Below are 19,601 nucleotides of genomic sequence, written 5' to 3' on the forward strand. Positions count from 1 at the left end.
GCAGATACAAAAAAAGATCTAGTCACGTTTGACTAGATCTTTCATGTTGCTTAGAAGTCTTCTTTCTTCTTAAGTTTCATAGAAGCAATAGCTGTAGCGACGAATGTCAAACCAGTTACAAGAAGTCCTAAATGATCTGCAGTTCCTGTTGAAGGAAGAGATCGTTTACCTTCTTTAGGCTTGTCACTAGATTTAGGAGTTTCATTTGATTTAGGTTTGTCACTAGGCTTAGGCTTATCTCCATTTGGTGATGGAGGTGTTGATGCTTTCGGTTTATCTGTTGATGGTGGAGGTGGAAGAAGTTTATTCACCACGTTTCCTTTATCAACTTCAAGATTGCTAGCTGAAGCAAAGTCGCTTGCAGAAACCTTGATGACTTCATTTGAAAGTTGGTAACCACTTGGAGCTGAGAGCTCTTTAATGACATACTCTTTAGCTTCAAATCCAACAAACCTTGCAAGTCCATCTTGACCAGAAATTGCTTGCGCTTGGCCTTGTCCATATGGGTTGGCAACAGGTGTCACACCATCTGCTTCAAAGAGTCCAAATACTGCACCAGCTAGGTAATTACCCTTTTCATCCACTTTACGAACCTTAAGGGTGTAGAGTTTCAGTTCAGGAATATCAATAGTTGGTGGAGTTGGTGGGATCACCTTGTTGATAAAGGTTTTCTTGTCACCATAAGAAACCACTGCTTGGATAGCATTTGATGCTTCATCTTTTGTGACGGTAACTGTGACATCCACTTGACCTTCATCATATTGGATGTTTGCCTTATCAGCTGGTACGACTTCTTTAACGGTATATTTATGAGTACCAATCATCGCTTCCGTGTAGGCGATCGCATCAAATGTCACTGTACCATCTGCAGCATTTTGTTTTGTTTGAAGAACAGTTCCATTTTCGTCCAAGAGGTTAAAGCTAAATTCACCACCTTGAAGGTCACGACCTTCTAAAATCTTGCTTGTGGTAATTTGTTTTTCACTTGGAGTTGGAGGTGTTGGAGGTGTATACGTGTTGGTAAAAGTAGGAGTTTCCATCTTACCGTCGTATTGCACATCCGCATTCAATTGTCCAGTTGCATCCTTTGTGACAGTCACTGTTACAGTATGAACAGATTCATCATAAGTGATCGCTGATTCTGGTGTAGCTGGTTTTTGTTCAACAATTGTGTAGGTGAACGTACCAGCTTCATTAAAGCTTACTGGATCGAAGAGAATATCACCATTCTCACCATTTGTCTTAGTATCAACGAGCGTACCATTTTGATCCTTGAGAAGGAAAGTATACTCATTCGCTTTCAATGTACGATCGCTTGAACCATTGATCGCCAATACTTTTTTAGCCTTGAATTGAGCTGACGTTGGTTTCACTGTTGGAGGAACAGGTGTCGGAGGCGTATAAGTGTTGGTAAAAGTAGGAGTATTCTTTTTACCGTCGTATTGCACATCCGCATTCAATTGTCCATTTGCATCCTTAGTGACAGTCACTGTTACAGTATGAACAGATTCATCATAAGTGATTGCTGATTCTGGTGTAGCTGGTTTTTGTTCAGTAATTGTGTAGGTGAACGTACCAGCTTCATTAAAGCTTACTGGATTGAAGAGAATATCACCATTCTCACCATTTGTCTTGGTATCAACGAGCGTACCAGCTTGATCCTTGAGAAGGAAAGTAAACTCATTTGCTTTCAATGTACGATCGCTCGAACCATTGATCGCCAATACTTTTTTAGCCTTGAATTGAGCTGTCGTTGGTTTCACTGTTGGAGGAACAGGTGTCGGAGGTGTTTTCGTATTTGTAAACGTATCTCCTTTTTCAGCATCCCCACCTGAGTAAGTCACAGTAGCAACGAGTTTGTCGTTTACTTTCTTCACCTCAACAGTAGCAGTGATGGTTTGTGTGCTATAGTTGATAGAAGCATCCGTACCTTTATTTTCGGTAATGGTGTATGTGTGTGTTCCTTCTGCAGTATAAGAAAGTTCCTTAAAGGTTACAGTACCATTTGCTTTGTTTTTAGCAGTTTCAAGGGTATTATTTCCTTCTTTCAAGACAAATTCAAATTGATCATCTGTCAACGGTAAGTTTGTTTCACCTTCTTTAAGGAGCTTGTTCACTTGAAGTGTAGCTGTTACACTTTCTGTTTTAGGAGCTTCTTTTTTGTTGGTGAACGTATCTGTGTCAGTTTGACCATCAGAGTAGCTGATTTGTTCTACAACCAAGGCGTTGTCTTTTTCAACCACTACAACCGTGGCCGTGATGGTTTTATCGCTGTAGGTAATGCTCTTGTCCGTACCTTTTGTTTCAGTGATCGTATATTTGAATGTTCCTGCTTTGTCTACAGTGATGTTATCAAAAGTAATTGAACCATCTTTTTTGTTCTTGGTTGTGCCAACAACTTTATTGTTTGAATCTTTTGCAACAAACTCAAAGTCATCGCCCTTGAGTTCGCCACCTTCAAATGCCTTATTAAGTTTTAAGGTCACCTTAGCATTTGAAACTTTTGGTTTATTTGAAGTGTTTACAACTTTAATAACATTCGATTCATTGATTGGTTCAACTTTTGAAGTATAACCATCAGGTGTATTCGTTTCTTCTACCGTATAAACAATAGGTTTTCCATCTTTAATCCCTGGTAATTTAGAAAATTCAGCAGACCAACCAGAATCTTTTGTTAATGTTTTAGTCATTCCATCTAATTTTTGACCATTGGCCAATAATTGAACAGTAATGTCTTTACGATCAGATTCGCTATCGCCAACCCATTCTTTTTGAACTGTAACAGTCTTGTCACCAGTTACCCAGAAGTTCAATTCTGTATTGTTCCAAAATGCAGGATCTGTTTGTGGTGTTTTGATTTCATCAGCAGTCAAAGTAGCGTTGTTATCAACACGGATAGTTGTCTTAGGAATTAATGTTTGGTATTCAACGATCAATTCATCGCTAGATGCTGTTTTAAAGACATCACTGACATCTGATAAATTCACAGTAAATCCATTGCCGTCCGCATCGAATTTCACATGTTTCCAGAAGTCCCAACCAGAAGCAACCACTTGTCCACCTTTTCTCAAAGTAAAGGAAGGTTTCAAGTAAGTTCCCACAAAGAATTCATTTGCAGCGTGGTTTGCAGCAGGAGCAAAAGTGATTTTTGAGTAATCGACTGCTGGAGCTTGGATTTTATCTGACACAACAGGGTTTGTGATGGCTTGTTTCTTACCATCCCCGTTGATACGGATGAACCATTTTGTTAGATAGTAGTCATCTCCAACATTCATCCAAGCATAGTTTTCAGATACATCTAATTTGAATGTCTTAGCTACATAGTCACCTGTAAGGTTGTATTTATTTAAAACTGATTCAAATACGCCAGGACCATCAGGACGTGTGATGACAACGGATTCGGAACCAACCTTAGAAGTGGCAGTTTTGTTGCCAGGATTTCCTGGTGTGCTATCCCATTCTGCTTTGTATGAGAAACCACCCTTAACGTTTTGGTTCATGGATTCGATTGCTTTTTTAAAGGTGAAAGTAATCTTTTTGTTTGTCATCGAAATGGTTGCGACTTCAGCTCCATTTGCTTGGAGTGATTGAGTTGCAATTTCAGTGATATTAACACCTTCTGGAGCGTCAATAGTAAATGTATCACCGTCTTTAACTGATTTACCAGTTAAATCCCAGTCAAATGAAAAGGTAACCTTTTGTCCATTTGTTTGGGCCTTTAAGTTGGTGACGGTTGGTGAAACAGTGGCCGCGCTTACGGGTTTGATCACAGACAAGCCCAAGGCTACCACACCGATGATAGCTACAAATGCAACTATCTTTTTATAAAGAGATTTCAATTGGCCTCATTTCCTTTCTTCTGCCTGCCCTTTCCGAAGCTTTTCTATATAGTGATATATCCCAAAATAGAAAGGCTTCTAATTTCTACTCCATGAAACCAGCTGCCTCAGTTTAGGATAGATCGATGAATTATATGCTCCTCTTTATGCATTAAAAGAAAACAAACCCACCGACAAAATCAGCTCAAACCCTCTAACTACGTTTGTTTAGATAGAAAAACAAGGGAAATGACAAGCGTCATAATGTTAAAGTGATAATAAACGTTGCAAATTTTAACAGAATAATCATCCCATTGCATATTTAAAAGATTATTATCATCATTATTATATTCTTTTAGTATGATAAGTCAAGTTAAATGCAACAAAAATAACGAAAAATGTTGATTTTGGTTTTTGTATAAGTCGACCTTTTATTTCCCGCCATTTTAGCCTTTCATGTTATAATATTCAGATAAGAAAAAGAGGAGACCAAAAGCTAGATGATCACTTCAAAATACGATTGGCAGTTAGCTTCGCCAAGTGCAGATGAGGCCTTTTTAGCCCTTGCCAAAAAAGCAGGCCTGGAAGCGTCCGTAGCAACCTTGCTGTATGAGCGTGGCATTCAGACCAAAGAGGATTTAGAAGACTTTTTAGAACCCAAGCTGGAGAAGCTACACGACCCTTATTTGCTCCATGATATGGACAAGGCAGTGGAGCGCATCCGACGGGCCATCGAAGATTATGAGCAGATCCTCATCTACGGAGACTATGACGCGGACGGGATGACCTCGGCCTCTATTATGAAGGAAACCTTGGAGCAGATGGGTGCAGAGGTGCAAGTCTACTTACCTAACCGCTTTACAGACGGCTACGGTCCCAATGAGAGTGTCTACAAATACTTTATCGAGCAGCAAGGCATTTCCCTGATTGTCACGGTGGACAATGGGGTCGCGGGCAATCAAGCCATTGCCATGGCCCAAGCGATGGGAGTCGATGTTATCGTGACCGACCACCACTCTATGCCAGAGGTTTTACCGGATGCATATGCGATCATTCATCCAGAGCATCCAGATGCGGATTATCCCTTCCATTATCTAGCAGGATGTGGTGTGGCCTTTAAGTTGGCCTGTGCCCTCTTAGAGGAAGTACCAGTCGATCTCTTAGACTTGGTAGCAATTGGGACCATTGCTGACATGGTCAGCCTGACAGATGAGAATCGGATCCTGGTCAAATACGGTCTGGGTGTTCTCCAACATACCCAGCGCATGGGCTTGCAGGAGCTCTTGGAGATCGCAGGGATTCGTCCGGAGGATGTCAATGAAGAAACGGTTGGTTTTCAGATTGCTCCTCGTCTCAATGCCCTTGGCCGCCTCGATGATCCCAATCCGGCCATTGAACTACTGACTGGCTTTGACGATGAAGAGGCGCACGAGATTGCCCTCATGATTCATCAAAAGAATGAAGAACGTAAAGAAATTGTCCAAAGCATCTATGACGAAGCTAAAACTATGGTCGATCCGAGCTTGTCCGCCCAAGTCTTGGCCAAGGAAGGCTGGAATCCAGGGGTCCTTGGTATTGTAGCTGGCCGTCTATTAGAAGAGCTTCATCAGCCAGTAGTTGTTTTAAGCATCGAAGATGGGCGTGCTAAAGGAAGCGCTCGGAGTCCTGAGTCGGTCAATATCTTTGATGCCCTCGATCCCCACCGGTCGCTCTTTGTCGCCTTTGGCGGGCATGCCGGTGCAGCAGGGATGACCTTAGATGTGGACCAACTCCCTGCCTTGTCTCAGGCCCTTACGGATTACATTGCAGAACAAGAGATTGATCTCAGCAGCAAGTCTAGCTTAGCCATCGACGAGGAACTGCATCTAACAGAGCTAACGCTTGAAACCTTGAAAAGCTTTGATCGCTTGAGTCCTTTTGGCATTGACAATAAAAAACCAGTCTTTCTGGTCCGTAATTTCAAGGTAGAAGGGGCACGCTCGATGGGAGCTGGCAATACCCACTTGAAACTCAAGATCTCTCAAGAAGATGCTACCTTTGAGGTGGTCGCCTTTGGCTTGGGAAGTTTAGAGGCAGAGTTTGCGCAAGCGCAAGACCTAGAGCTAGCCGTGCAGTTGTCGGTCAACCAATGGAATGGCCAAACAACCCTTCAGCTCATGTTGGTTGATGCGCGTGTGGACGGCGTGCAGCTCTTTAATATCCGCTCTAAAAATGTCAGCCTCCCCGCAGGTGTTCCCGTTCTGGATTTTACTAAAGAATTGCCAGATCTATCTGGGGCATCTGCTGTAGTGGTTGGAAATATCCCTGAGAATTTAGAGGAATTACGGAAAATTTTCCAAGAGCATGATTTCCAGGCTGTCTATTTCAAAAATGAGATCGCCAAAGCCTACTATCTGACAGGATACGGTAGCAGGGACCAGTATGCCAAACTCTATAAAACCATCTACCAGTACCCAGAGTTTGATGTCCGCTATAAACTCAAAGACCTAGCAGCCTATCTCAAAATCCAGCAGATCCTCCTGGTCAAAATGATTCAGATCTTCCAAGAGCTGGGCTTTGTGACCATTGAAAATGGCATCATGAAGGTCAATAAAGAAGCAGAAAAACGCGAAATCGCAGAAAGTAGCATCTACCAAAACCTCAGACAAACGGTGAAAGAGCAGGAGTTGATGGCCCTTGGAACAGTTCGTGAAATCTACGACTACCTGACAGGTCAGGCCTCATGAAAAGATACCTAAAAAAATTCCTCTGGCTCAGCCCCTTCCTGCTTGTTGCTCTTTATTGGTTGGGAATCTACCTGAGCTTGAAGAACCCCATGGAAGAAATTAACTACTCCGAAAATGGTGGGATGATGCGCTATGTGATGTTTAGGCCTTATACGCAGATCATTGGAAGTGATGATACTTTTCAAGAGGGTGAAGGACATAAAACTTTCTCTTTTTCCAAAAATATTGTCAATGATAAGCAACATCTTTCTGTAACGGTATTTAAGGGAACTTCTGATTGGTTATATTTGTATGATCATGAGTTGGCTAGTAAAACCATGATTGGATTTGGATTTGTTTATGACTCTCATAAAAAAGCTATAGTGCAAGAAAAAGTATATCTAGAAACAGATAACAAAATCTATAAAGACCAGCAACTTCTTGATCAACTTGCCACCTATGGCAAAGACCGTGCTTGGCTTCGAGACCAAAGCAAGAAGGTCGCCGAGCAATATATCCTGGGTACTTGGTTCAAGAATGGAAGCTCCCGCTATTCCTTGAAAAACTTAGGGGATATGAAAATTGAATACAACAAATTGATAGAAGAATAGTAAGTTTTTTTCGGATTCAATCCCACATCTTTTTTTAGATGTGGGATTTTTGCTTTTGACGCGGGGGCTTGGGAAAATGATTTGGCAAAAAATGATGCAAGTTAGTAGAATTCATGATATAATGGAATGTAAAAAATTTTTTATGAAAGAAAGTTAACCATGAATTTAAAAGATTACATTGCAAGCATTGAAAACTATCCACAAGAAGGAATTACCTTCCGTGATATCAGCCCTTTGATGGCAGATGGCAATGCTTATAGTTATGCGATTCGTGAAATCGTTCAATACGCGACGGATAAGAAGATCGACATGATCGTTGGTCCTGAAGCGCGTGGGTTCATCGTTGGATGTCCTGTCGCTTTTGAGTTGGGAATTGGATTTGCGCCTGTTCGTAAGCCTGGTAAATTGCCACGAGAAGTCATCTCTGCTGACTACGAAAAAGAATACGGTGTTGATACCCTCTGCATGCACGCCGATGCTATCAAACCAGGTCAACGTGTCCTCATCGTTGATGACCTCTTGGCGACTGGTGGTACGGTGAAAGCAACCATCGAAATGATCGAAAAACTCGGTGGGGTCGTTGCAGGTTGTGCCTTCTTGATCGAGTTGGATGAATTGAAAGGTCGCGAAGCGATCGGCGATTACGACTACAAAGTCTTGATGCATTACTAATATAGTCTAATACTATAACTGGCTACAGAAAAACCATAATTGAAAACTATAAGCTCCTATCATATAATGTTAGTTAAGAACTTGCACGATGGGAGCTTTTTATGCCAATTACACTAGATAAAAAATTACCTGCAGTAGATATTCTTCGTTCAGAAAATATTTTTGTCATGGATGATGTTCGAGCAACTCACCAAGATATTCGTCCTATAAATGTTCTGATTTTGAATCTCATGCCGACTAAGGAAGCAACTGAGACTCAACTGCTACGCCTCCTGGCCAATACGCCCTTGCAGATCAATGTAGATTTCCTCTATATGACTAGCCATGAGTCTAAGAATACAGCGGCAGAGCATATGGAGAGCTTCTACAAGACGTTTGAGGATATCAAGGATAATTACTATGACGGCTTGATTGTGACGGGGGCGCCTGTCGAAAAGATGGACTTTGAGGAAGTGGACTACTGGGAAGAATTGACCCAGGTCTTTGAATGGTCCAAGCGGCATGTCTTTTCTACCTTGCACCTTTGTTGGGGAGCCCAGGCTGGACTGTACCACCGTTACGGGATTCAAAAAGTAGAGCTCTGTGACAAGCTATCGGGTATCTATGACCAAGCAGTGGTGCGTCCCGATAGTCTGCTCATGAGAGGCTTTGACGATCGCTTCCTTGCCCCTCATTCTCGCTATACAGATATTCCTTTGAAGGAAGTCCTTGAAAAGAGCAATCTTCAAGTGATCGCTCAGGGAAATGAAGTTGGGCTTTCCATCATTGCTAGTCCAGATATGCGTGAGGTCTATAGCTTTGGCCATCTGGAATATGATCGCGATACACTGGCAAAAGAATACCACCGAGATGTCAAGGCAGGCTTGGATCCGGATGTTCCCAAGAATTATTTTGATGGGGATGACGCTAATACAGAGCCTCGCATTCGTTGGAATCTAGCTGCAACGACCTTCTTTAGTAATTGGATCAACTATGCGGTTTATCAAGAAACACCTTACCGCTTGGAAGAATTGGAAAAAGATATTTCATTTTATGGTTACCTATAAAGGGGAATTATGACATATTCACAAGCATTTAAGTATGGCAACTTGGTTCTTCCGAGTGCCTTGCTTTTTCATTATCATGAGTTGTTTGACCAAGCAGATGACTACTTGGTTTGGCAGTTTTTCTTCCTTCAAAATACGACCGGCCAAGAGGCCTTAACTCCCAATCAGATTGCTAGTCATCTGGGAAAAACGGTGACAGAGGTCAATCGGATTATGTCCAATTTGACTACTAAGGGACTCCTTCAATACCGGACCATTGAGCTCAATGGTGAGATTGAAGCCATCTTTGATGCGACCATTGCCCTGGAGCGCTTGGATGAGATTTTAGAAGCCCAATCACAAGGGAAGGCACAAAGCGCGCCTGCTAAGGGAAATGTCATCAAGGACTTAGTGGAAACCTTCCAACAAGAACTGGGACGACTCTTGACGCCTTTTGAGATTGAAGACCTGACCAAGACTGTGCGCGAGGATCAGACAGATCCAGATGTGATCAAGGCAGCATTACGAGAAGCTGTCTTTAACGGCAAGCCTCACTGGAAATATATCCAAGCCATTTTACGCAACTGGCGCAGTGAAGGCATCAACAGCCTGGCCCAAGTAGAAGCGAAACTACAAGAACGCGAGCAAGCCAACCCACGCAATGTGACCGTTTCAGACGATTTCTTGAAGGCCATGGATTTGTGGAAAGATTAAAAAAACTAGTACTTTATAAAAGTGCTAGTTTTTTTCGTTTATAGATAGTCCGCGTAGGCTTTTTTTAGTTTGGTAAGGAGTTCTTGTTTTTCCTCCTCACTAGCAAAGGAAGCCTGGATGGCATCGATATTGTGTTGGTAAAAGTCAGTTTCCTTGGTTTGGAAATGCTGATGGTAGAGGGCATATTCCTTGGTAAGATCGGTATCAGATACAGTCCGGTTATCGGTATTGATACTGATCCGAGCTCCGGCTGCTTTCATCTTCAGATAAGGGAAATCTTCTATAGTCGGCGCTGCTTTTGTTTGGAGGTTGCTGGTCAAGCAGAGTTCACCAGTGACCTCATTTTCAATAAAGGATTGGAGTAAGGCTGGTTCATGAGATAGAGCCGTCACGTGGCCATTGCGTTTGATTCCAAATGCAATCGATTGGGCAACAAAGTGTGGGCAATGACACTCACCTGCATGAAGCGTCATGGGCCGATGGTAACTCTTGACTTGCTCGATTAAAGGTCGAATATCTTCTGGAGAGTAGTTGTGCTCATCCCCGGCAAAGTCAAAACCAACAAAATCCTGATCGCTAACTTGGTTGGCTTCTGCAAGAATGCGAGAGGTGACTTCTTGATCTGACTGGCGCATGCCGCAGACCAAGGCTTTTGCAACAATGCCAAATTCCTCCTGGGCTTGGCGTAGACCATCGCAGACAGCATCGATAGTTTCTGGAACGGTAAGCCCTTGGTCCATGGACAATTCTGGTGCGAAACGAACCTCAATATAAAGGACATTTTCGAGAGCAGCTTGCTTGGCCACATCGTAAGCAGCAAGCGTCAAGGCTTCCTTGGTTTGAAGGAGGGGCCTAATGTAGTCAAAAGCCTCTAAATAGTCCAAAAGATTCTCACAGTGGGCAGGCGCAGTGACATGGTGCTTGAGCTCCTCATCGCTAGCGGGTAGGTCAATATTGGCCATAGCTGCCAACTGGCGAATGATTGGAAGCGACAAGGAACCGTCTAAGTGACAGTGAAGTTCTGTCTTTGCCAAACTATGAAAATCGATCGTGGACATGATTTTCTCCTTAAAATTGTATTTTTTCTATACTATCATTTTGACAAAAAAAGTCAAGTAGCCTTCGCGTAGCAGATCTTTGAAAGGGAACCCAATATTTGATATGCTAGGAGTAGCGAAATAAAGGAGAAGAAAGATGTCAAACTATCAATTACCAGAAGTATGGGAAGCACCAAGTCAAATGGGAGGAGCCTGGGGTGGCTTGAACCAACCAACAGCAGGTGCCCGCTTTGAACAAACTCTTCCAAAAGGCGATCAACCTTTCCAACTCTATACCCTTCCAACACCCAATGGGATCAAGGCTACCATTATGCTGGAGGAATTGAAAGAGCTGGGAGTGGATGCAGGCTATGACGCTTATCGGATCAAGATTGGTGAGGGAGATCAGTTTGGTAGTGACTTTGTAGCCATCAATCCAAACTCGAAAATTCCGGCCATGTTGGATCAATCAGGCGATCAAGCCATTCGTGTCTTTGAATCGGCCAATATCCTCCTGTATCTAGCGGAGAAATTTGGCAAATTAATCCCGACTGATCGGGCTAAACGGACAGAAGTGCTCAACTGGCTCTTCTGGCAGACAGGGGCTGCACCTTTCCTAGGGGGAGGCTTTGGTCATTTCTTCCACTATGCGCCGGAGAAAATCGAGTATGCCATTAACCGATTTGCCATGGAAGCCAAACGTCAATTGGACTTACTGGACAAAGAATTGGCCACTAAACCTTATATCGCAGGGGATGACTATACCATTGCAGATATTGCCATCTGGTCTTGGTATGGCCGTCTAGCTCAAGACAAGGTCTGGGACCGTGCAGGGATTTTCTTGGATGTGAAGGAATACAAGCATCTGCAAGCTTGGACAGAGAAAATTGCCAATCGCCCAGCTGTGAAACGTGGCTTGGAAGTAGAATATAAGGAAATTGATGCATAATGAAAAGGCGCCGTTGCGCCTTTTTTTAATGGTGCAAACATGGTATACTAAAGGGTGGAATAAAAGTTTAGAAAGTAGCACATGGAATTTACAAAATTATCAAATCGCTTGGACTTGGTGGCTAGCTTCGTCCCAGCTGGAGCGCGTCTGTTGGACGTGGGGAGTGACCATGCCTATCTCCCAATCGCCCTTTTACAGGAAGGTAAGATTGAGGCTGCCATTGCAGGGGAAGTGGTAGAGGGGCCCTATCAGTCTGCCCTGCAAAATGTCGCCGATAATGGTTTAGAGGACAAGATCGAGGTCCGTCTGGCCAATGGTTTGGCTGCATTTGAACCAACAGATGGCATTTCCTGTATTACCATTGCTGGCATGGGGGGACGCTTGATTGCAGATATCTTAGCGGCAGGTCTTGAGAAATTAGCCAATGTCTCTCGCTTGGTCCTCCAGCCCAATAATCGGGAAGATGAACTGCGGGCTTGGCTAGTAGAGCATGATTTTCGCATTGTTGATGAAGCTATCTTGGAAGAAAATGAGAAGTTCTATGAGATCCTCGTGGTGGAACAGGGTTCTCAAGAGTTGTCAGCCAAGGAACTACGCTTTGGTCCCTATTTGATGCAGGAGCAAGCTCCAGCGTTTGTCCAAAAGTGGTCCAAGGAAGTAGAGAAATTAAGTTTTGCCTTGGAGCAGGTCCCAGTTGAGAATCAATCTGCCAGAGCATCGTTAGAAGAGCGCATCGCTCACATCAAGGAGGTTCTACATGTTAGCAAGTGAAGTCATCAAACGCTATGAAGACTACTGTCCTCAGGAGCTTTCCATGGAGGGAGATGTCCGTGGGCTACAGGTCGGTACGCTGCAAAAAGACATCCATAAGGTCATGGTGGCCCTAGATATCCGCGAGCAGACGGTTGCGGAAGCTATCGCCCATGGAGTGAACTTGATCATCGTCAAGCACGCGCCCATTTTCCGTCCGATTAAGGATTTGGTAGCCGATCGGGCCCAAAATCAGATTTATATCGATTTGATCAAGCATGATATCGCAGTCTACGTCAGCCATACTAATATTGACATTGTCTCAGATGGTCTCAACGATTGGTTCTGCCAGCTCTTGGACATTGAAGATACAGAACCCCTCAGTATGACGGGAGAAGGGCTCGGAATTGGTCGCATCGGTCGGGTAGCTACTCAAACCTTTGGACAGTTGACTAGCAAGGTTAAAGAGACCTTTGGCTTAGATGCTTTGCGCATAGTCAGTTATGATCAGGAGGATTTGGATCGGGTCATTGAGCGCGTCGCCATCTGTGGAGGAAGTGGTCAGTCCTTTTACAAGGATGCTCTTGCTAAGGGGGCAGAGGTCTATATCACAGGAGACATCTACTACCATACGGCTCAAGACATGCTGAGCGATGGCCTCTTGGCCTTGGACCCAGGTCACCATATCGAAGTTCTCTTTGTGTCGAAACTAGTAGATAAGCTCAATCAGTGGAAGGCTGAGGAAGCGTGGGAGATTGAAGTGATTGGTAGTCAAGCCAGCACCAATCCTTTTTATCATATCTAAGGGGTCATGATGAAAGTTGCCATTATCGGTGCAGGGATCGTAGGATCCACTGCAGCCTATTATTTATCCAAAGAAGCACAAGTGGATGTGACCGTCTATGACCATGGTGTCGGCCAAGCGACTAAGGCGGCCGCTGGCATTATCAGCCCTTGGTTTTCCAAACGGCGGAATAAGGCTTGGTATCGCCTAGCTCGTCTGGGAGCAGATTTTTACCAAGAATTGGTAGAAGACCTGGCCAAGGACGGAATTAAAACAGATTTTTACCAGCAGACCGGGGTCTATCTCCTTAAGAAAAAGGAGGAAAAATTAGAGGAACTCTATCAGTTGGCGCAGAGTCGTCGGGAAGAATCTCCCTTGATTGGAGACTTGGCGATCTTGACCAAAGAAGAAGTGGGGCAACAATTCCCAGGTCTACAAGGCTTTGAAAAGCTTCTTTATGCCTCAGGTGGTGCTCATGTGGAGGGAGCACAATTGACTGAAACCCTTCTTCAGGCAAGTGGGGCAAGAGTGGTCCAGGAAGAGGTTGCTCTCTCAGTCTCAAGTGATGGCTATCAGATTGCAGGAGAAAGTTATGACCAAGTCATCCTGGCAACAGGAGCCTGGTTGGGGCAAATGCTCGAGTCGCTTGGCTACCAAGTTGATGTCCGTCCGCAAAAGGGGCAACTGCGGGATTATCAGCTAGATGTAGATACTGATGATTATCCGGTGGTCATGCCTGAAGGAGAGCTGGATATCATTCCCTTCCACAATGGCAAGATCAGTATGGGAGCGACCCATGAAAATGAGATGGGCTTTGACCTGACAGTGGATCAGGCTTTGCTGAATCAGATGGAAACAGAAGCCTTGACCTACTATCCTGAACTCGCTCAAGCGGAAGTTATCGGGGAGCGCGTGGGAACTCGTGCCTACACCAGTGACTTTTCACCATTCTGGGGAGCTGTTCCTGATCAAGCAGGCCTCTATGTTGCCAGTGGACTTGGTTCGTCTGGCCTCACAACAGGTCCCCTCATTGGTTGGCATCTAGCCCAACTCGTGGTAGGAGGAAACCTGCGCTTAGATCCAGCAGATTATCCAGTTGATCAGTATGTGAAGAAGTAGGCTGGGACAAAAGTCCTAGCCTCTCAATTGTCTTTGGATTGTCGAGCAAGACGCAGTGGTTGAGTGTGCTCAACTACAAGGTAAGATTTTCAGACGGCTCAGTCAAGGAGCAGTAATCTATTTGAATCATGAGTAAGACCAATGCTAACAATTCTACAACTCTCATCTCCTGTCATCACCTTGTAACACAAATGCAAGGTGACTTTTTTATATAAACATGATAAAATAAGGGTAATGACTACGTAGAAAGGCCTAACATTATGAAAGGTATTATTTTAGCAGGGGGCTCAGGAACTCGCTTGTATCCATTGACACGTGCGGCTTCTAAGCAGTTGATGCCCATTTATGACAAACCAATGATCTACTATCCGCTGTCAACCCTTATGTTGGCTGGGATCAAAGATATCCTGATCATCTCGACTCCTCAAGACCTTCCTCGTTTTGAAGAGCTTCTTGGAGATGGCTCTGAGCTAGGAATTTCTCTCTCTTATGCAGAGCAACCAAGTCCAGATGGTTTGGCGCAAGCCTTTATCATTGGGGAAGACTTTATCGGTGACGATCATGTTGCCCTCATCCTTGGGGACAATATCTTCCACGGAAACGGCTTAACCAAGATGTTGCAACGGGCAGAAGCAAAGGAAAAAGGAGCGACTGTCTTTGGTTACCAAGTCAAAGATCCAGAACGCTTTGGTGTGGTAGAGTTTGACGCGGATATGAACGCTATCTCTATCGAAGAAAAACCAGAACATCCAAAATCCAACTTTGCGGTGACAGGACTTTACTTCTATGACAATGATGTGGTAGAAATTGCCAAAAACATCAAACCAAGTCCTCGTGGGGAGCTTGAAATCACAGATGTTAACAAGGCCTATTTGGAGCGTGGAGATCTCTCTGTTGAGCTCATGGGTCGTGGTTTTGCCTGGTTGGATACTGGAACTCACGAAAGCCTCTTGCAAGCTTCTCAATATATCGAAACTGTTCAACGCTTGCAAAATGTCCAAGTGGCTAACCTTGAGGAAATCGCCTATCGCATGGGTTATATCACCAAAGAACAAGTCCATGAATTAGCGCAATCACTGAAGAAAAACGAATACGGACAATACTTGCTCCGTTTGATTGGAGAAGCTTAATGACAGAACAATTTTTCGAAAAAGAATTAGCAGCTCGCAAAATTGAAGCCATCCCAGGCTTGATGGAGTTTGATATTCCAGTGCGCGGGGACAACCGTGGTTGGTTTAAAGAAAACTTCCAAAAAGAGAAAATGCTTCCCCTTGGTTTCCCTGAAAGCTTCTTTGCGGAAGGTAAGTTGCAAAACAATATTTCATTCTCTCGTAAGAATGTTTTGCGTGGCTTGCATGCAGAGCCTTGGGACAAGTACATCTCTGTAGCAGATGAAGGCAAGGTTCTTGGAACTTGGGTAGACCTTCGTGAAGGCGAGACCTTTGGAAACACCTACCAAACCGTGATAGATGCTTCAAAAGGCATCTTCGTCCCTCGTGGTGTAGCCAATGGGTTCCAAGTTTTGACAGACAAAGTTGCCTATACATACTTAGTCAATGATTACTGGGCATTGGAACTCAAACCAAAATATGCTTTTGTCAACTACGCAGACCCAAGCCTAGACATCCAATGGGAAAACTTGGAAGAAGCAGAAGTCTCAGAAGCAGACAAGAACCACCCACTGCTCAAAGATGTCAAACCCCTAAAAGCAGAAGATTTGTAAAAACGAACTTTGCGTAGCAATATCGCGACTGCAAGGAGCGTTATAAGAGAGTTTCTGCCCTAGTGAAAACAAGATTCCCTCAGGGAATCTTGTAGGGAAATCCGGAGATTTCGGCTTCGGATTTAGCCATGAAACCGAAAGGTTGCTGGCTTGCCTCACTAACTAAAGGAACAATCAAAACTAAAAATTATTTGGAGAAAAAATGTCAGAATATAAACATATCATCGTAACCGGTGGAGCTGGTTTCATCGGTTCAAACTTCGTCCACTATGTATACAACAACCATCCAGACGTGCATGTGACTGTCCTTGATAAACTTACTTATGCTGGAAACCGTGCCAATATCGAAGAAATCCTTGGAGATCGTGTCGAGTTGGTTGTGGGGGACATCGCTGATGCTGAATTAGTTGACAAATTGGCTGCCAAGGCTGATGCCATTGTCCACTATGCGGCTGAAAGCCACAATGATAACTCCCTCAAAGATCCATCTCCATTTATCTACACAAACTTTGTTGGAACATACACACTCTTGGAAGCGGCTCGTAAATACGACATTCGTTTCCACCACGTGTCAACAGACGAAGTGTATGGAGACCTTCCATTGCGCGAAGATCTTCCTGGACATGGGGAAGGTCCTGGTGAAAAATTCACTGCTGAAACCAAATACAACCCATCATCACCTTATTCATCAACTAAGGCTGCTTCAGACTTGATTGTGAAAGCTTGGGTACGTTCATTTGGTGTCAAAGCAACGATTTCAAACTGTTCAAACAACTACGGGCCATACCAACACATCGAAAAATTCATCCCACGTCAAATCACCAATATCTTGTCTGGCATCAAGCCAAAACTTTATGGTGAAGGGAAGAACGTCCGTGACTGGATCCACACCAACGACCACTCAACTGGTGTTTGGGCTATCCTCACTAAAGGCCGTATCGGAGAAACTTACTTGATCGGTGCCGATGGTGAAAAGAACAACAAAGAAGTGCTTGAATTGATCCTTGAAAAAATGGGTCAACCAAAAGATGCTTACGACCGTGTAACAGACCGTGCTGGTCATGATTTGCGTTACGCCATCGATTCAACCAAATTGCGTGAAGAATTGGGTTGGGAACCACAATTCACAAACTTCGAAGCAGGTTTGGAAGATACCATCAAGTGGTACACAGACCACCAAGATTGGTGGAAGGCTGAAAAAGAAGCTGTAGAAGCCAACTACGCGAAAACACAAAAAGTTTTGAAATAAGGAAGAAAGTCCAAGTGGAAAACTACTTGGACTTTTTTCTTTTATTTTCTGAAAATGAGTGAGAGATCTTCTATGTATGGTATAATAGGATCAGTTTGAAAACAATTATCGATTAGGAGGAATAGATGAATCAAAAAGATTGGGTTGACTATTTTGAAGCACTCCATAACCGGAAGCCGAGTCTGCAAGAGTTTCAAGATGCACGAGCGAATGGTGAGTTTGTAGTGGAACGAAAAGAGAACGATCCTGAAGCACAAGTTCCATCAGCGGTATTCTCACCAGAGAAGAGTGAGCAGGTTCAAATGCCATCGCAAGTAGAGTCGAGGCATGTGGCACCAGCTATCAAACGCTTTGGTGTGAAATGGAATAAGCAGACAAAATGGGTTTTATCAGGTGTAGGAATACTAGCCTTTATTGTACTGGCTTACTTCTTTTTCTTCCAACCGACTCCAAGTTTGGAAGGAATTTGGGTTGGGCCTTCTGATTCAACAGCAGTAGTTTATGAATTAAATCAAGAAGAGCCACGATCTAATGGTAAGTATAAGATTGAAAAAGTTTATAAAGGAAATGAAGCAAAACAAGAGTTTCAGAAAGCTTTAAACCAGTTAAACTACTCCAAGCTGAAAACTTTAGCTGATGTTGATAGGAAATTAGACCTCCACACGAGGGAAGTTGTCATCATCAAAGACGAGCATGGGCTTGTTTATAATCTACTCCAAAGCAATGGGACCAATGTGATTTTAGCTAATGACTTGATGGATTTGGTGACCTATAGTGATCATTCAGAGAGCTTTAAGAAAAATGCTATTTTTCACAAGACAGAAATTCCTAAAGTGTTAGTTGGGAAATGGAAAATTGAACGTTCTTATGACGATGAAACCAATTACCTTGAATTAAATGATCGTGGAATTCTTACTTATAGTGAATTTGATAGCAGCGAAGGTACGGCTTTTTATACCCTAGAAGAGCTCCAAAAGATGCCTTCAACTAAGTTTGATCAGGAAAAGACAGCTGACAAAGTGAAAGAGGACTTTGAGGATCTTCAAGATGCGGTGGATTTTCAAGATTATCAGCTAAATAGTATGAAAGACGTGTACAAGCAACTAGGATCTGATTTTTATTATATCCCTGTAAATGGAGGAAAGACAGTTCTTGTTTTCACAGAAGACTATCATTTATTTGAAAAATTGGAAAAAGTGAACTAAATCAGAAGGGCCGGAAGGTCCTTTTCTTTTATTTTCTGAAAATCACAAAATATACCATTGATTTGTGGTATACTATGATTAGTTTTTATGATGAATCAATAAGGGGGATATTATGAATCAAAAAGATTGGGTTGAATACTTTGAAGCGATCAATGGTCGTAAGCCAAGTATGCAAGAATTTCAAGAAGCGCGTGAAAAAGGGGAGTTTGTCGTAGAGCGCAAAGAAGCAACGACTCCAACAATTGAAGCGCAGGCTCCAGCTCAAGAAGCACCTGTTGCACCTAGCGCACCTCTTTCACAAGAGCAGACTGCTTTTGTCCAACCACAACCATCTGCGAAAACCTTGCAACCTGTTCCAAGACCGAAAAAATTGACATTTTCTTTCAATAAACAAGCACAGATTGGGGGCGCAGTTGGAGGACTTGTCGCAGTGATTGCTTTTGCTTGGTTCTTTTTCTTTTCAGGTGGACCAAGTGTAGATGGCGTTTGGTTGCGAGATACGGATTCAAGTCCGGTCACTTATGAACTAAGCGGAAAGAAACAAAGAGTCAATGGCGATGAGACCATCAAAAAGGTTCTCAAGGGCAATGAAGCGAAAAAAGAATTTAATACAGCACTTTCTTTGTTGAATGCATCTGACTTGCATTCACTTGCGGATGTCGATAAGAAATTTAACCTGAAGACGACGGAAATAGTTGTTATTAAGTCTGGTGGGAACACACGTTATAACTTGCTCCAAAAAGATGGAAGCAATATTATTTTAAGAAATGATTTATTCGACTTGAAAACTTATAAATCATACAAAGGAAACTTTGAAGATAATTTGGTCTATCACAAGGTTGAAACACCAAAGGCCATGGTTGGAAAATGGAAGAATGTGACAGAAGGAAGTAATACAACTGTTCAGATTTCAGATCACGGAATTATTAGTGATAAGTATTACGATAGCAAGGCTTACGCATTCTATTCTCTAGCTGATTCAGAAAAGTATGATGGAGACACGACTTCTAAAGAAGAGATCGAACACACATTTGAAGTAATTCAAGAAGCGGTGAAATCAGAAGGCTATCAAGTGAAGAGCGCGAAGGAAGTCTATATACAAGCTAATTCAAATTATTGTTTCGTACCTGTCAACGGTGGAAAAAATATACTCGTCTTACATGGTGGGAATGAATTTGCCGCAAAATTAGAAAAAGTGAAATAATCAAAGGACCGCAAGGTCCTTTTCTAGTCCAAATTT

16 protein-coding genes are annotated in these 19,601 nt (G+C 43.2%); 14 read left to right on the forward strand and 2 right to left on the reverse strand.

All coding sequences use genetic code 11. The features are described from left to right. Positions 1-50: 50 nt before the first annotated feature. Positions 51-3,839, reverse strand: a complete 3,789-nt coding sequence (locus RDV49_RS05645; RefSeq protein WP_003007887.1) for a Spy0128 family protein — start codon at positions 3,837-3,839, stop codon at positions 51-53. A gap of 479 nt (positions 3,840-4,318) precedes the next feature. Here RDV49_RS05645 and recJ point away from each other — a divergent pair, with 479 nt between their 5' ends. The 5 genes from recJ (at position 4,319) to RDV49_RS05670 (ending at position 9,545) form a co-directional block, all read left to right on the forward strand. Next, positions 4,319-6,544 carry a single-stranded-DNA-specific exonuclease RecJ gene (recJ, locus tag RDV49_RS05650; protein ID WP_003007882.1) on the forward strand — a complete coding sequence of 742 codons (2,226 nt, stop codon included), beginning with the start codon at positions 4,319-4,321 and terminating at the stop codon, positions 6,542-6,544. Beyond that, complete coding sequence (locus RDV49_RS05655) at positions 6,541-7,134, forward strand: TipC family immunity protein (protein WP_003007880.1); 594 nt, start codon at positions 6,541-6,543, stop codon at positions 7,132-7,134. Before recJ ends, RDV49_RS05655 begins: the two co-directional genes overlap by 4 nt. 159 nt (positions 7,135-7,293) lie before the next feature. After that, positions 7,294-7,806: an adenine phosphoribosyltransferase gene (locus tag RDV49_RS05660; RefSeq protein ID WP_003007878.1), complete on the forward strand. Its 513-nt coding sequence runs from the start codon at positions 7,294-7,296 to the stop codon at positions 7,804-7,806. Between the two features lie 101 nt (positions 7,807-7,907). After that, complete coding sequence (gene metA / locus RDV49_RS05665; protein ID WP_003007876.1) at positions 7,908-8,852, forward strand: homoserine O-acetyltransferase MetA; 945 nt, start codon at positions 7,908-7,910, stop codon at positions 8,850-8,852. Positions 8,853-8,861: 9 nt separating this feature from the next. Continuing rightward, positions 8,862-9,545, forward strand: a complete 684-nt coding sequence (locus RDV49_RS05670) for a DnaD domain-containing protein (protein WP_003007874.1) — start codon at positions 8,862-8,864, stop codon at positions 9,543-9,545. A gap of 38 nt (positions 9,546-9,583) precedes the next feature. On the opposite strand, the gene add is transcribed toward RDV49_RS05670, so the two are convergent. After that, positions 9,584-10,603, reverse strand: coding sequence for an adenosine deaminase (gene add / locus RDV49_RS05675; protein ID WP_003007872.1), 1,020 nt, complete (start codon positions 10,601-10,603; stop codon positions 9,584-9,586). A gap of 136 nt (positions 10,604-10,739) precedes the next feature. Here add and yghU point away from each other — a divergent pair, with 136 nt between their 5' ends. From yghU to RDV49_RS05720, 9 genes are all read left to right on the forward strand, one after another. Continuing rightward, positions 10,740-11,531, forward strand: coding sequence for a glutathione-dependent disulfide-bond oxidoreductase (gene yghU / locus RDV49_RS05680; RefSeq protein ID WP_003007871.1), 792 nt, complete (start codon positions 10,740-10,742; stop codon positions 11,529-11,531). A gap of 81 nt (positions 11,532-11,612) precedes the next feature. Beyond that, the gene (locus RDV49_RS05685; RefSeq protein WP_003007868.1) at positions 11,613-12,302 is read left to right on the forward strand and encodes a tRNA (adenine(22)-N(1))-methyltransferase; all 690 of its coding nucleotides are present in this window, start codon (positions 11,613-11,615) and stop codon (positions 12,300-12,302) included. After that, positions 12,289-13,086, forward strand: coding sequence for a Nif3-like dinuclear metal center hexameric protein (locus RDV49_RS05690; RefSeq protein WP_003007866.1), 798 nt, complete (start codon positions 12,289-12,291; stop codon positions 13,084-13,086). The genes RDV49_RS05685 and RDV49_RS05690 overlap by 14 nt, the downstream gene beginning before the upstream one ends. A gap of 6 nt (positions 13,087-13,092) precedes the next feature. Next, on the forward strand, positions 13,093-14,184 hold the full coding sequence (locus RDV49_RS05695) for an NAD(P)/FAD-dependent oxidoreductase (protein ID WP_003007864.1): 1,092 nt from the start codon (positions 13,093-13,095) through the stop codon (positions 14,182-14,184). A gap of 260 nt (positions 14,185-14,444) precedes the next feature. Continuing rightward, positions 14,445-15,314: a glucose-1-phosphate thymidylyltransferase RfbA gene (rfbA, locus tag RDV49_RS05700; protein WP_003002772.1), complete on the forward strand. Its 870-nt coding sequence runs from the start codon at positions 14,445-14,447 to the stop codon at positions 15,312-15,314. After that, the gene (locus RDV49_RS05705) at positions 15,314-15,907 is read left to right on the forward strand and encodes a dTDP-4-dehydrorhamnose 3,5-epimerase family protein (protein WP_003007862.1); all 594 of its coding nucleotides are present in this window, start codon (positions 15,314-15,316) and stop codon (positions 15,905-15,907) included. Before rfbA ends, RDV49_RS05705 begins: the two co-directional genes overlap by 1 nt. A 202-nt stretch (positions 15,908-16,109) precedes the next feature. Further along, positions 16,110-17,156, forward strand: a complete 1,047-nt coding sequence (rfbB, locus tag RDV49_RS05710) for a dTDP-glucose 4,6-dehydratase (RefSeq protein WP_003002700.1) — start codon at positions 16,110-16,112, stop codon at positions 17,154-17,156. 125 nt (positions 17,157-17,281) lie between these two features. Continuing rightward, positions 17,282-18,361 (forward strand): hypothetical protein, encoded by a 1,080-nt coding sequence (locus tag RDV49_RS05715; RefSeq protein WP_003007860.1) that lies wholly within the window; start codon positions 17,282-17,284, stop codon positions 18,359-18,361. Between the two features lie 112 nt (positions 18,362-18,473). Further along, on the forward strand, positions 18,474-19,565 hold the full coding sequence (locus RDV49_RS05720) for a hypothetical protein (protein WP_003007858.1): 1,092 nt from the start codon (positions 18,474-18,476) through the stop codon (positions 19,563-19,565). Positions 19,566-19,601 lie beyond the last annotated feature (36 nt).

Origin of the sequence: Streptococcus parasanguinis, assembly GCF_031582885.1 — a bacterium.
In the GTDB taxonomy this organism is placed as follows: domain Bacteria; phylum Bacillota; class Bacilli; order Lactobacillales; family Streptococcaceae; genus Streptococcus; species Streptococcus parasanguinis_M.